Raw genomic sequence first — 14,594 nt, 5'->3', positions numbered from 1 at the left:
ATTGGCACGTGAAAATCAACAACAATAACGTTAGATGGTTAACCGAATCTAAAGATAGCAATCCAAATTGAACAACCTCAGTTTTTTGAAAAACCGAGTTTTTCAGAATCGACTAATTACGCTTATTGTGTTTGCAAATAGTTAAAATAAAAAAGCATTTAAAGTAAAACTATCTGTTGACTGGCAACCAAGTCGTGGCCAATATGCGTGACCACGACTTAAATTGACTATGGGTGCATATTAAAACTCTTTAAACCAAGATAAGGTGTAGTAACGCCCTCTTGGGTTTGGTCCACGGTCATAGCCACGCGCATCATCCAAAAATGGCGGTGTTTCGCCAAACGGGTTTTGCACGGTGAGGTTAAAGCGGCCATATTCGTCGGCATCATAACCAAGGGTAAAGGTTTTTAAGTCATAAGAGGGCGACCAACTTCTGGCGTACTCTCTGGCTACTCGGTATTTGTCTTTTTCAGCCACATCGCTTAAATCCAGCGTGTCATCTTCATCGGAGTTAAAGGCTTTACTGCCATAGGCAACGGTAAATGAAGAGCTCCAGTTTTCTTTGTTCCAAAATAGGCCAAACGATTGTTTAGTCTCTAAATTATTGTAACGTCCGATAGAGGGTGTCCATTCGTCATCACCTAAGTACTGATTTTCACCGCGTGTGATCTCAGCCAATGAGTAACTGGCTCTAAACTGACCAATTGCCGTTTCAGGAAAGGTGTAATTTAAGTCTAAGTCGTAGCCCTGAGAGCGAGTTTTTCCGATATTAATAATAATACTCTTATAGTGCTCAAGCACATGGGTTGTAGGATTTCGCTGGATTAAATCAGCAAATAACTCACCATTGGTGCGCGCGTTTTCGCGCAGCATTACCCGTGTTAAGCGCTCTGGGGCGTTTTCGATATCGACTTTCCAAAAATCTAACGTTGCCGTAAATCCTTTGAGATAATCTGGTGTCCACACCAAGCCGATATTACGCGATGTGGATGTTTCTGGGTTTAAGTTTTCGTTGCCCCCCATTTCAAACGACCACTGATAAGGCTCGGCCTCAGCTACTCTGGCACCAAAGCTCTTACACAGCGCTAGTTGCTCCCAGCCGGTTTTGCTACACGGATCTGACGAGTTTGAGTACCATCTATCAGTGAGTATTTCTCGGCCACGATATAAGTCAAACAGCGTAGGGGCTCTAAAACCCTCTGAGTAGTTTGCGCGAACCATCAACTCGTCCACTGGTTTCCAGTAAATATTGGTCGATGGTGTGCTTGATGAGCCTGAATCACTGTAGTTTGAGTAGCGCATCGCCAATTCAATGCTTAAATGTTTTGCAAGGTAAGCATCTTCAAGTATCGGAATACTGGTTTCGATGTAGGCTTCTTTAATTTTACGCTTTGGTGGTATGTTGCTTTCTTCTTGCGCTAAGTTACCTACTAGCTTGTATTTTCCGCGCACGTCGTCAAACTTGTTGCTGGCCTCTTCGGTGCGATATTCAATGCCTAGCGCCACTTGAATATTACCAGCTGGTAGCTCGTATACATCCCCTACAGCGCTTAAGTTAAAGGTATTGGTGGTGGCTTTATGCTCAGTCCAAATGCCCTCAATCATAATGGCATCTATCAGTTCGCTATTGAGCTTATCTAAATCTAAGAAAGGGTTAAGCGCAGAGCAATTATTCTCTGGCAAACATACCTCGGGGCCACTCAGGCTATCTTGCAGTAGGGTTCTATTTAATGCCGCCGGGTAGGTTGTTTTAGCCTCGTAACTACTGTGTACTAAGTCTGTTGACCAAGTCCAGCTTTCAGATAGCTCGCCATTTAAACCAAAGCGCACATGCAAAGGGGTTGTTACTGTTGTGGTATTGCGCTTATTAAGGTTAGTTAAACGACGATTCATTCGTACATCACGACCAAATGGGTTGAACTCATTATCTTTACTTACAAACAGGCCCGATACTAGCGCTGCCGCTTCTTGTGCGTAGTTTTCTTTATCGGCATAAAGCAGCTGAAAAGAGCCCTCTAGGGTGTCGGTAAAGTTATAATAGGTGTTGAGTAAAATGCTGTACTCGGTTCTTTTTGAGGCATCGAGTGTTTCACCTTGGAAGTTATAACCATGCGCCTCTTTGTATATTTTTTCGGCCTCTTCTTGGGCTATTTCTTCTAACTCCCAACATGCTTGTCCTACTTGCCCTTTGTAGGTTGCCGAGTATGGTGAAAAGTCAGATAAATCGCTGCCATCGGTGCCATTGTTTCGATGCATCATGTAATAAGTGGCTGTGGCTGTATCTGGGTCGCAATCAGCATAAGTAAAGTTGCCATCGGGACCATAAATACTCAAAAAGTTAGTCCCCTCAAAAATCCCATGAATTTTATGTGAGCTGCGATCTGGGTAGTAAAAGCTGCGAGAACCGCGGTTATAGGTGCCTATTTTTTTAGCTTCAATACCCAAAGTAAATCCGCCATTGTCAAAACTTGAACCGCCTACAAAGCTGATGGTGTGAGTGGGCGCGTCATTGTATTCGCTGATCCCCGTTGAGGCACTGAGCTTAATACCTTCAAAGTCTTTGAGTAATTGATAGTTAACCACCCCTGCAATGGCATCGGAGCCATAGATTGCAGACGCCGACCCTTTTTTAATGTCGACTCTTTTTAGCATGGTGGTTGGAATAATCGAAATATCGACCGAGCCATCGGTATCGGCGGCCATACGCACACCATCGAGCAAGTTTAAAGTACGCGCGTAGCCTAAGCCCCTAAGTTGAATTTTTTGCCTGCCGTCATTGTTTCGAGCATCTGCACCAAAGTTTTCATCAATGGATACTTGATGACCATTCATGGCGGGTAATCGCGTAAACACATCGGTGATAGAGGTGAGCCCACTTAGGGCAATATCTTCACTGGTCACTGTGGTGATGGGTAAAGAAGAGGTGAGTTCTGGCCTTAAAAGGCGTGAGCCGGTAACGGCAACGCGTTCAATCTCTTGTGCTTCTTGTTTGTTATCGGTTTTATTTGCCTCATCAGCGGCAAAACTTGTGCCAGACATCATAAGTAGTGCCGTCGTTATTGCACTTTGAACTGGTGACAATTTGTAGGTCATAGGGATCCCTTGATAATTTATTTTTTTATTATTAATAAGTGGGGGAATTAGCTGCGAAGACACGCAAAGACAGCCAGCCATCTAATTCAAGACGAAGTGTACCGAACATAATTACGTCATCAATTGAGAAAAACTAATAATGTCAAATATTATTTTAGAATTTAGTATATTTAAAAGTAATATAAAATACGTTTAAAATGAGTAGTGTGCTTCTTTAAATGGCAGAAAATTTGCTGAGTAAGCTTTATTGTGGCAAAAACAATATGTTAACAAAATGAACTGTAAAGGTTAACTGGTTTTGGGGTTTTAATGTTTGCTGTGCAGTGCTTATTAATTAATTTATTTATCGGGATAATAAATTTGGCAATTTAATTTAAAGCAATAAGCGTATCATCATGAATTTGGTGAAAATACCTTAAATCGAGCTGGGTTTGTTAACAACTCAACCATATGCGCTGCACGAAAGAGTGATTAATACAATATTGCGAATACACAAAAAGTTAAGAATAAAACATGTTAAAAGGTGCGTGTTGTGGCTTTAATCATGTTGGCTGGCGCCCTTTGGCTTATTCAGCTTGCGATTACATCACAGTAGGTCGGATAAGTGGCAAAGCCACGCCATTTGAAAAAATGATGAATTAGTTCAACTTAGCGCGTTGCGTATTTGTCTGGTATCTAACCGAAGATAACTGAAAATCTAACTAAAGGTTTTCCAAGACTCTTGGCGAAAGGCCACTGCAGAAATACAAGCATATTTACGCCTAAGTCATGATGCAGCAATTTCTAACAGGTGCTTGTAGATAGATGCTCTATGTTCGCATTGAACTTTTAGCCTTGCAATCCATGCATCAAACTGTTGTTCAGGTTGGTTTTTAAAGTTTACCTCAATATGTAAGCTTGAAAGGGACTGATTAAATATTAGAAATTGATTTACTTTTTCAAGTAACTCTTCATCTAAAATATAAAGTTCATCAAAATAATTAGTCGATTCTGAAAAACCGAGATTTTCAGAATCGACTAGATACGCTGTATAGCAGTGTTTGGCATGGCTGACCGGTTGCGGTTTTGCAGTCGTTAGCACGTTTAAGTTCAAACTCATTAAACACGGCACTTGGGTGGTGAATTCCTCTGGTTGAAAAGCAGATTCTCGCAAGCCAAGGCAATAATAAGTAAAAGTCTTATCTTTGTTCTTGAACTTCATTATCCAGTATAGTGTGTTTAAATGCAGACTATAAAATAATAATTAGGGATCAATATGATAGCCAAACTCGCTCACCAGAATAGTGATGAAGCGCAGAGGATTTATACTGTTTTTCAGCAGTCGTATAAAATTGAAGCGCAGTTGATTGGCACAGATCACTTTCCACCACTGTCTCGCTCGGCAAAAGAGATTAGCAACGCTCATACTGATTTTTATGGCTTTTTGGAGCATGGACAGCTTGCTGCGGTAATCGAAATTGAGATTGTCGAGCAAACGCTAGATATTCATAGCCTTATTGTAGACCCAGTGTTTTTTAGAAAAGGCATTGCCGATAAGCTGATGCGTTATGTGTTAAGCGCGTTTGCTACAAGCAAAGCCATTGTAGAGACTGCGGCCGTTAATGAGCCCGCTATCCGCCTGTATCGCAAACATGGGTTTGTAATAACCAAACGTTTTACCCCATCACATGGCATTGAAAAAGTCGCTATGAGCTTATCTTAAGCCAAACTCGCGTTACAACGTTTAGATGAAAATATAGCCGTTTTAAACTAACCTCAAAGGATGCGTTTTTGGTAGGAGCATATGATGGCCACACCAGCAATTCCTGAAGGTTACCACAGTATCACCCCCTACTTGATTGTTGATGGGGCGGTTCATGCCATTATGTTTTATCAACAAGCCTTTAATGCACAGTTGGTGATCCAACTGCCACTTCCCGATGGGGGCATAGCACACGCTGAGCTAAAAATTGGTGACTCGCATATTATGCTCAGCGACAAATGTGCTGAGGTTCATTTTGACGACCCTCACTCACTTGGCGGCACGCCCGTCAGTCTTATGCTGTATGTGGATGATGTTGACAGTAAGTTTGCCAATGCGTTGGCGCTTGGTGGTAAAGAAATACGCCCAGTGCATGACCAATTTTATGGCGACAGGGCAGGTACTTTAGAAGACCCATTTGGTCATGTTTGGACCATTGCCACTCATAAAGAAGACTTAAGTAGTGAGCAAATTATGCAAGCAATGGAAGAGGTCATGAGCAAACAACAAGATGGCTAACTTCGCTTTTAACTGAGGTACATACTTTTGTCTTAAGTGTGTGTTAATAAAGTAATGGTTAATGTGCTGAGTGTCAGATTGATATTTTTGATTACTCACCTGATAGTGAAGGAGTTTTGACTAGCAGGAGTAACGTCTAAGGAGAGTATTATGAAGAAAATAGCTGATAACATTTGGATTTTTGACGGAGAAGCGGTGTCGTATTTTTCGCTTCCCTATACCACACGTATGACGGTAGTACGCTTTGCCGATCAGTCGCTATGGGTGCATAGCCCTATCAAACTAGATGTCCATGTGCTGAGTAATATTAAGTCGCTTGGTGAGGTGAAATATCTTATCGCACCAAATGAATTACATCATTTATATGTCAAAGATTGGCAACTGCAGTTTCCTCAAGCAACCACTTTAGGGACCGCCGAAGTGATTAAAAAGCGCAGCGACCTCACATTTGATGACACGCTAACTGAGCAGTTTTCGCCACCTTGGCCTGATGATATTACTCAATTATTGTTTACAGGTTCGCCTGCAATGGAAGAAGCGGTATTTTTTCACCGCCCGTCACACACCTTAATCGTCACAGACTTAATTGAAAACTTCTCTGAAAACGCTTTTGAACCCCCAAAAAGTTGGTTAGCAAAATTTGCGGGTATTATTGCGCCCAATGGTAAAACCCCGCTTGATTGGCGTTTGAGCTTTTCGTTTCATAAAGACTTGGCGCGGGAGCATGTAGAAAACATGATTGCGTGGCAACCAAAAACAATCATTATGTCTCATGGAGAGATTGTTTATAAAGATGCAGTAAAATTTTTGTATCGCTCATTTGACTGGTTACATCCCAAAGAAATAAGAACGGAACAACATTACTAACGGTATAAATTACGGTTGGTTTGTCATAGTTAAGAGGTAAAGCCATGTTACGTATATTAATGACTTTAGGCGGCTTATGCTTGAGCTTTGGGGGTTTTGCCAAGTGCGATGACAAAGCATTTACCCAGTTTGATTTTTGGTTAGGCAAGTGGCAGGTGTATACCCCAGATAACAAGCTTGCTGGGCACAATGACATAAGCAAGTCTCATGATGGCTGCGTGATTAAAGAGCACTATACAACGCCATCTGGGTTCTCTGGAGAGAGTCTAAATACGTATGACGCAACGCGCAATGTATGGCATCAAACGTGGGTCGATAATTCAGGTTTGTTGTTAACACTTGAAGGTAACGTGGTAGATGGCGCAATGGTGCTCGAGGGTATTCGTAAAAACAAAGCGGGTCAGCAAGTACATGAGCGGATAACTTGGACAGCTAATAAAGATGGCTCGGTACGTCAACTATGGCAAAACAAAATCGACCAGCAAGCGTCATGGCAAACGGTATTTGATGGCCTATATAAGCCAGTTAAAGAATAACACTAGTCCCAACACAAAAGCCCCAGCTAAATTGCTGGGGCTTTTTTTATGACAACTAAAATACAGCTATTAATATTGGCCGACTAAGCTCACGCCTGAGAAGCTGCTGTAGCCATTTAGCATAATGTGGTATGTACCACCTGTGCCTGAGCTTAATGAGCAGCTTTCACTGTTACCATTTTTCCAAGGGCGACAGTCGTAGCTAGATAGTGTTGGTGCTGAGCCTTTTTTAACGTAAAGGTCTGCATCGCCGCTACCACCAGATATAGATACATTTAAAGTCACGTTAGCAGGTACTTCAATGGTGTAGTTTAATTGCTGGCCTGAAGTACCAGATAAGTTTGAAACTGGTACGCCATTTTGTAGACAGTTGCTACCACAACCACCTGTGTCGCCGCCTACTGTCGCAGTTAATGTTGCACCGCTGTATGAAGAGTAGCCGTGTAACATTGCAAACCACTCGCCACCTGCTGGGTTAGCGAAGTCACACTGCTCTGCATTACCATTTTTGTACGGACGACATTGGTAATCGTTCATTGTTGGCATGCTACCTTGCTTAACATATAAATCAGCATCACCAGTACCGCCGCCTAGCACAAACGATAGTGCATTGCTGCCTGCTGGTACGTCAATTTTGAAGTAGCTTGTTGAGCCTGTTGCGCCAGACACCGCTTGGCCTTGACCACTGAATAACTCAGTAACATCAGGTTCAACAATTGGACCTGCTGCCGCTTGTAGCAACTCGTTTGGTGAACCAGATTTAGCATCTGAGATCTTGTTCTTCGCGCTCTTATCACTAAGCATTTGGTCGATTTGAGCTGGTGTTAGGCTTGGGTTTTCATCTAGGTATAATGCCACAGTACCAGCAACGTGCGGAGATGCCATAGACGTACCGCTGATAGTATTGGTTGCTGTGTTTGAGTTATACCAAGCTGATTTGATGCTTGAACCCGGCGCGTAAATATCTAGACAAGTACCATAGTTTGAGAAGCTTGAACGGCCATCGCTACTTGTAGTTGAACCTACAGTGATAGCGCTAACGGCGCGCGCTGGCGAGTAGTTACATGCGCTGCTGTTATCGTTACCCGCTGCTACAACAAAGCTAATACCAGATGCTACCGCATTGTTTACCGCATCATCGGTTGCCTGAGACGCACCGCCGCCTAAACTCATGTTTGCAACTGATGGGCCGCTGGCGTTGTTTTTCACCCAGTTAATACCTGCGATAACACCAGAGTTTGAACCTGAACCGCTACAGCTTAATACGCGTACACCAACTACGTTTACATTTTTGGCAACACCGTAAGTTGAACCACCAATAGTACCAGCTACGTGAGTACCGTGGCCGTTACAGTCGGTTGCATCTGAGTCGTTGTCGATAAAGTCGTAACCATGGCTTGCGCGGTTACCAAATTCATTGTGGCTGATTAATACACCAGTATCGATTACATAGGCAGTAACACCAGAGCCATCGTAGTCATAGTGGTATACATTGTTAAGTGGTAAGTCTTGCTGATCGATACGGTCTAAACCCCAAACCGCGTTGTTTTGGTCGCCTTGGATCTCAACCATTTTTTGGTCTGCTTTAACATCAACCATTGGCTCAACCGAAACAATCTGGTCTTGCTCAATGTATTTGATGTTGCCGTCATTTAACATGGCATGTATTTGGCTCTTGTTGGCTTTTACAAGTACGCCACTAAGTGCAGTACCAAAATTACGCTCTACACGCACATTGTACTTGGTCTCTAAATCGTTACCTTGTGCATGGAGATAAGCATTCATGCGTTTTGCATCTTTTGGATCAATAACGCTTGGGGTATCAAATACCACAATATACTTATCTTCAATCGCTTTATCAGCTTGAACGGGTAACATTTTTGCTGCGTAACTATGTGTTGCAGCAAGACCTAAAGTAACTGCTAAAGTGAGAGTGCTTAGCTTTGTCATATTATTTCCTTTACATGTTGTTTTGAGTGGATTCACATTTACGATGACTGAAAACGAACAAAAAATAAACTCTATTGTTATAATTTTTTAACTTTAGATTAACCTAAAATGTACAATAAATGTTATAAGGAAGTTAGCGTATGATTGTTAAAGCAATTCTTTGAAAAGCTGATAGCTAGAGCCTTTGCACGATTTTATTCGAAAATTAATGGTTGAATAAGCACCCAAACTTGCTAATATAGCAATAAGTAATTAGTTATTCTTTTTTGTTATAACTGTTGGGTTCGATATAAAGAAAGGTCCTGTCATGTCTGAGCAACAAGCACTAAGCCAAATATATTTAGATGCAAATGCCACTACACCTGTATTGCCAAAGGCTGCAAAAGCGGCTTTGTCTACTATGGAAACAATGTTTGGTAACCCTAGCAGCAGCCATATTAGTGGCTTGCAAGCAAAGCAAATTATGGATGAAACACGTCGTAAGGCGGTACAAGTATTGGGGGCAGGCTCTGGACAGGTTATTTTTACCAGCGGTGCAACAGAAGGGATCCAAACCGGCATTTTGTCTGCGTTGTGTGCTGCAAAAAGTAAAATGCGAGCACATAAGCAGTATTGTATTTTATATGGTGCTACTGAGCATAAAGCGGTGCCTGAGTCGCTTAAACATTGGAACAAAGTACTTGAGATCGACGCTGACATAAAGGCAATTCCTGTTGATGAAAAAGGCACGCTTGACTACGATTTCATCGCAAAAGAAGTACCCAATGCACTGATGATTTGCACCATGGCGGTGAATAATGAAACCGGTGTTTACCAAGACTTATCAGCGCTGGAAATGGTAATTAGAGGCCACAATGCCGATGTTTTCTGGATGGTCGATTGTGTTCAAGCTCTGGGTAAGCGCTGTTTAGAATTAGCCAATACCAGCATTGACTACGCACCATTTAGTGGCCACAAGCTTTATGCACCTAAGGGCATTGGCTTTGTGTATATTCGCGAAGGCGCGCCTTTTACTCCTTTCATTGCCGGTGGTGGACAAGAGGGCGGGTTGCGCTCTGGCACCGAAAACCTGCCGGGCTTAGCGGCTTTAAATGTGATTTTTGACGAGCTGTTAGACAATGGCGATGGCGTGTTTGCCAATGCAGGTCAGCTACAGTTGTTCCGCTCTCAGTTGGCGCTTGCGTTAAAAAATGCTTTTCCAACCGTGGTTTTTAATCATGATTTTGCTAATAGCGTTCCGACTACGCTGAATTTTGCGATTCCAGGTTTTAGCTCAAAAGAGATCATGGATTTATTTGATGCGGCCAATATTCGCGTTAGTTCAGGTTCTGCCTGTAGCTCAAAAGTAACCCGCAGCTTTGTGCTTGATGCAATGGGATTGCCTGCTTGGCAAAGCGAGTCGGCAATTAGAATGTCATTTGGCCCCGCGGTTACTCAACAGCAAATTGATCAAGCCTGCGACCGTATTCATCACTGTGCACAAGCGCTAGGTCATAGCTGTTTGCTCAATGCGACGGGTAACATCGACGAAAAAACCCAGCTACAAGGCTTGGTGCAATTTAAAGTGGGTGGCAGTTGCAGTTGGTTATATGCTGATCCAGTAACTAAAACCGCTGTGATCATTGACCCATTACCAGAGCTAAGCAATCGCTTATTGACCATTTTACAGTGTCAGCAGTTGCAATTAGTTGCAGCGATTGATACTCATGGTCATGCCGATCATCAATCAGGGCGTGTGGCTCTAGCGCAAGCACATTTAACTAATCAACATGCTGATTATTTAGGGTGGCCTTTAGAAACAATCGAGGTTGAATTGGCCAAGCGCCACTTTGGAGCAATCTCGATTGGTGACAAATATTTAGTTCGTATCGCCACACCAGGGCACACTGAAGACAGTATCTCTTTGGTGTTGTGCGACAAAAACAAGTTGCAAAGTGGTGAGCTTGATATCAGTTACGTTTTTTGCGGCGATTTAGTGTTAATGGGTAGCCTTGGTCGAACTAATTTTTCGACCAGTGATGCCAAACAGATGTATCAAAGTTTGCAGTCATTGGCGACACTGGTTGGAGAGCAAAGCTTACTTTGCCCAAGCCATGACTATCACAATGAATTTGTTACCAATTTTAAAGCAGAAGCAATCAGGAACTCGCTGTTAAATGACGTTTTAAATGACGCAATTAGCGTTGAGCAATTTGTTGAACGTAAGATTGAGTTAGACAAAAACATTAATGATCAAAAGGGTGAAGAGATCATGTGTGGTGCGTTTACTGGTTCATGCTCTAAGAAGCATTTGCACGAATATAACGGACCTGAATTGAAAGAAAAGTTAAAGAACAATTCGCAGATAAAATTAATCGACATTCGTGAGCCTCACGAGTATGCGCTTAATCATGATCAAGAATTTGATATGAACGTACCACTGACGCGTTTAACTGATTTTATTTGCCAGCAGCAACATAATAAATCACAAGAGCTTATTTTAGTGTGCCGAAGTGGCAGTCGCTCACAAGTAGCGGCAAATGCGCTTGCCCGCTTAGGATTTGAAAATGTAGGACACCTCAAAGGCGGCTACGCGCTTTGCCAATCATTTTAAGTAACCTAGTGTAAAGGGCCTTTACAAGGCCCTTTACACTTATTGCTCCACCAGTAAGCCTCTAACGTTATTTGTAAACTGCTTTCTTGTAAAGAACAGACCAAGTACTGTGATAATAAGCACAATGCAAAGGGCTTGCATTAGCAAAGCGACGTAGTCTGGCTTGTAGGGTAGCGCTAACTCATATTTATAAAATGCATTCATTGTAAAATACACACAAGCGTAAGCACTTAAAGTGGGCAGAAGAGTAACTATAAGCCATTCGTAGGCTGCTATTTTATACTGCTGTGTTTTACTCAAGCCAAAGCTAACCAACAAGCCATTACGTTTTTTATCGTCTAATAAATGTCTCTCAATGGCAGCGATGATCAGTAGTATGGTCAGTATGCTTATCAAACAGCTGTAGATAAACACCGCGCCCGTTAGTACGTTTAAGTAAGAGCGTGTTTTTGATAATAAACTATCTATAGACTGTAATCGCATGGTTGGGTTCGCTTGCCAGAGGTTGGCAAGTTGCGGCCAGGCCTTTTCTGATAGTTGTGCGCTACCCATAGCGTATATTGACACGTTAGGTGCTGGCACTGGGGTTTGAGCTACAAACCAAAAAGTTATATTGCTACTACCAGATACAAAGCTGTGTACAGATGCCACGTTAAACACCTGTGTTTGCTCAGCCATTTGCATGCTTATTTGGTCGCCAAGTTCGAGGTTTAGCTCGTTAAATACTTCGTCTTCAACAGAAATGTTAATCAGTGTATTTGAGTTAACAGTGCTATCCCAGCGGCCATGTTGTAGCTTATTGTTCTGGGGCAAACGCTCATTCCAATGCAAGCGAATGGGCTTTTGTACGGTACTGAGCGTATCACTGATGGGAATATTGGCATCATGCAGCGGGGTATTATTGATGTGTGTGAGCTGTGCATACTGGTATTGATAAAGCTCTTTTAGTTCACTACCGTTACTTGCTAAAAACTGCTCAAGCGCCGTTTTTTGATCATTGTTTACTTGGGTGATTAGCAAGTTACCTTGTTGCTCGTATTTAAAATGCTCAAGCATAGAGGTGATGTCTTGATGTACGCGAGCGCCCATCAATAATAAGGTGATACTTAGACCTAAAGACATCATTTGCGCGGCTTTAACAGTGATCCGTTGGCGCATTAAGTACAAAGTAAAACCCAGTAACTTGCCGTGCCTGCCAAGTCCCCATCGACCTAGGTTCAGCACCAATATGCTCACAGCCAATAATCCAATAATACATAAGCTTAAGCTACCTAGTAACAGTGCGGTTAGGGTCCAGTTATCTGAATATAAATAGATAATGCCAGCCATCATTGAACACAGGAAAATTGCATTAAGAGACAAATGTTCAGCCTTAGCGCTATGCGCCGATAAAAGCTCAGCGGGCTGTGTACGCAATACTTTTAACCAGATAGGCAAAGATAGTCCAATACACAATGTACTGCACAATACCAGCACGTTTAGCAAATCAAGTGGTTGCCAAATAAGTGTAAAATCGTTCATCAAGTTTTGCGTGGATTGCTCAAATAACAGCGCACTTAACATAGCTAACACCATTGCGGGTGTGAAGCTTAGAATCAAAGTAAATAGGCTATTGCACAGCAGAATATGCAGTTTGTATTGGTTGTTCATGCCATTAGCCAAGCATATTGCGATAAGGCGGCTTAGCGCATTACTGGTTTTATGGCGCGACAGTGACAGTGTGATCCCAGCTAGTATGATCAGTAATACACTCAAAAGACCTAAGAATTTTTCTACCCTTTGGTAAATAGCAGAAATTGGATGCTGCCCGAGAACTTTGCTGAATAACTGGCTGTCAGGCATGGTTTTTTGGATGTTTTGAATATCAGTGATACGTGCTTCATCATGATTAAACAGGTATCGGTACTGCTTGGCTTCTAGCTGCTGTGCTTGAATACTGTCAACGTGGACTAAAGCGCGCATATCGCTTGAATGGCCCTCGTGTAGGCGATCAGGTTCATGTAATAAATAAGCCTTGAACAATAACTGAGTGTTGCCCAATTTGAGTGTTTCGCCGATTTCTATATCCAGTGCAGAGGCAAGCCTTGGCTCTAGCCATATTTGATTAATCGCAGGTGCTTTCGCGCTGTATTTGCCTTTAAATGCTTTACTGTGGCTGTATTCTAACTGACCTTGTAAAGGGTAGTTATCATCAACAGCTTTTAACTGCACAAATTGATGATTAGATTTGTGTGTAAGCGTTAACTTATACAACTGAGTTTGACTGCTTTTACTGGTTATACCTTTTAATGCACTAAGCGCCTTGTTTGGGAGCGGGCGATTAATTTGAATAACGCTGTCAGAGCCTAAAAGTTGCTTAAGGTTTTGATTTAGGTAGTTATCTACACCTTGCGCGACCAGTGTGATAAAGCTCAAATAGAAAAACAAAACACTTAAACTTGCTAATGTTAACCAGTTTTGCCCTCGTTTGGTGTGTAATATGGCTTGCTGTAGCGCAAGAGCCCACACATTCAAAGCAGGTGTTTTATGATTAGCTAACATGCGAAAGCGCTCCGTTTTCTAGGCTGTATTGATTATCTAATTGTTTTGCAAGCGCTAAATTATGTGTCACTAGTACCAACGTGGTGTGATTGTGGCGGGCAAATTCACACATTAAAGAAGCCACCTCGCTGGCAGTTTGCTCATCCAGATTACCGGTGGGCTCGTCAGCAAAAATAATGCTTGGTTTGTTCACAAATGCTCTGGCTATCGCAACTCGTTGTTGCTCACCACCACTGAGCTTAGTGGTTGGCTGATTTTTTCTATGAGACAAACCAACATTGTCTAACCACTGAGCGGCTTTTGCTTCGGCATTTTTAATAGCTCGAAGCTTTAGGGGGAGTGCAACATTATTGAGCGCATCAAGCTCAGGTAGCAGGTGAAATTGTTGAAAAACAAAGCCGCTATTTTGACGTAAATACCCCAGTTCGACTGACTGACCATTATGTGTAAACGTTAGGTTGCCTTGTTGTACGTTTTCAAGTCCAGCGAGCAGGCTAAGTAAAGTAGACTTACCACAGCCTGATGCGCCAGTAATGGCAATTTGTTCGCCGCCGTGCACTGTCAAAGATAATTGATTGATTAAATTTAATTTGTCTTGAGAGTTGATGGTTACTTGGTGACTCAGTTTAGTTGCGCATAAGGCAATGCCCGAACTATTTTGCATGACGTATACTCCTGGATAATTATCATGCTAAGGTGGCAGGCCTAGTGTGAAGGCTGTGTGAAGCTTGATTTCACATTTGTTTCACATTTT

11 protein-coding genes are annotated in these 14,594 nt (G+C 42.4%); 6 read left to right on the top strand and 5 right to left on the bottom strand.

Annotated features, from left to right (window positions below; genetic code table 11):
- Positions 1 to 240 precede the first annotated feature (240 nt).
- Complete coding sequence (locus HC733_RS18245) at positions 241 to 3,093, bottom strand: TonB-dependent receptor plug domain-containing protein (protein ID WP_190366435.1); 2,853 nt, start codon at positions 3,091 to 3,093, stop codon at positions 241 to 243.
- A gap of 513 nt (positions 3,094 to 3,606) precedes the next feature.
- Here HC733_RS18245 and HC733_RS23450 point away from each other — a divergent pair.
- Entirely contained in the window at positions 3,607 to 3,735 is a 129-nt protein-coding gene (locus HC733_RS23450) for a hypothetical protein (RefSeq protein WP_274602040.1), read from the top strand.
- 124 nt (positions 3,736 to 3,859) lie between these two features.
- Here HC733_RS23450 and HC733_RS18240 read toward each other — a convergent pair whose 3' ends face one another.
- Entirely contained in the window at positions 3,860 to 4,294 is a 435-nt protein-coding gene (locus tag HC733_RS18240; RefSeq protein ID WP_190366434.1) for a hypothetical protein, read from the bottom strand.
- 54 nt (positions 4,295 to 4,348) lie between these two features.
- Between HC733_RS18240 and HC733_RS18235 the strand changes: the two genes are divergently transcribed.
- The 4 genes from HC733_RS18235 (at position 4,349) to HC733_RS18220 (ending at position 6,756) form a co-directional block, all read left to right on the top strand.
- A complete protein-coding gene (locus HC733_RS18235; protein WP_190366433.1) occupies positions 4,349 to 4,795 on the top strand; it encodes a GNAT family N-acetyltransferase in 447 nt (148 codons plus the stop codon).
- Positions 4,796 to 4,879: 84 nt separating this feature from the next.
- The gene (locus HC733_RS18230) at positions 4,880 to 5,353 is read left to right on the top strand and encodes a VOC family protein (RefSeq protein WP_274602042.1); all 474 of its coding nucleotides are present in this window, start codon (positions 4,880 to 4,882) and stop codon (positions 5,351 to 5,353) included.
- Positions 5,354 to 5,503: 150 nt separating this feature from the next.
- Positions 5,504 to 6,220 (top strand): DUF4336 domain-containing protein, encoded by a 717-nt coding sequence (locus HC733_RS18225; protein WP_190366431.1) that lies wholly within the window; start codon positions 5,504 to 5,506, stop codon positions 6,218 to 6,220.
- A gap of 44 nt (positions 6,221 to 6,264) precedes the next feature.
- Entirely contained in the window at positions 6,265 to 6,756 is a 492-nt protein-coding gene (locus HC733_RS18220; protein WP_238937614.1) for a hypothetical protein, read from the top strand.
- 69 nt (positions 6,757 to 6,825) lie between these two features.
- Here the strand turns inward: HC733_RS18220 and HC733_RS18215 are convergent, their stop codons facing one another.
- Positions 6,826 to 8,706, bottom strand: a complete 1,881-nt coding sequence (locus HC733_RS18215; RefSeq protein WP_190366430.1) for a S8 family peptidase — start codon at positions 8,704 to 8,706, stop codon at positions 6,826 to 6,828.
- Between the two features lie 307 nt (positions 8,707 to 9,013).
- Here HC733_RS18215 and HC733_RS18210 point away from each other — a divergent pair, with 307 nt between their 5' ends.
- A complete protein-coding gene (locus HC733_RS18210) occupies positions 9,014 to 11,299 on the top strand; it encodes an aminotransferase class V-fold PLP-dependent enzyme (RefSeq protein WP_190366429.1) in 2,286 nt (761 codons plus the stop codon).
- Positions 11,300 to 11,338: 39 nt separating this feature from the next.
- Here HC733_RS18210 and HC733_RS18205 read toward each other — a convergent pair whose 3' ends face one another.
- A complete protein-coding gene (locus HC733_RS18205) occupies positions 11,339 to 13,840 on the bottom strand; it encodes an ABC transporter permease (protein ID WP_190366428.1) in 2,502 nt (833 codons plus the stop codon).
- A complete protein-coding gene (locus HC733_RS18200; RefSeq protein WP_190366427.1) occupies positions 13,830 to 14,504 on the bottom strand; it encodes an ABC transporter ATP-binding protein in 675 nt (224 codons plus the stop codon). The genes HC733_RS18205 and HC733_RS18200 overlap by 11 nt, the downstream gene beginning before the upstream one ends.
- Positions 14,505 to 14,594: the final 90 nt, after the last annotated feature.

It is taken from the genome of Pseudoalteromonas sp. S16_S37, assembly GCF_014694405.1.
In the GTDB taxonomy this organism is placed as follows: domain Bacteria; phylum Pseudomonadota; class Gammaproteobacteria; order Enterobacterales; family Alteromonadaceae; genus Pseudoalteromonas.
This window is presented reverse-complemented; position numbering and strand designations above follow the sequence as displayed.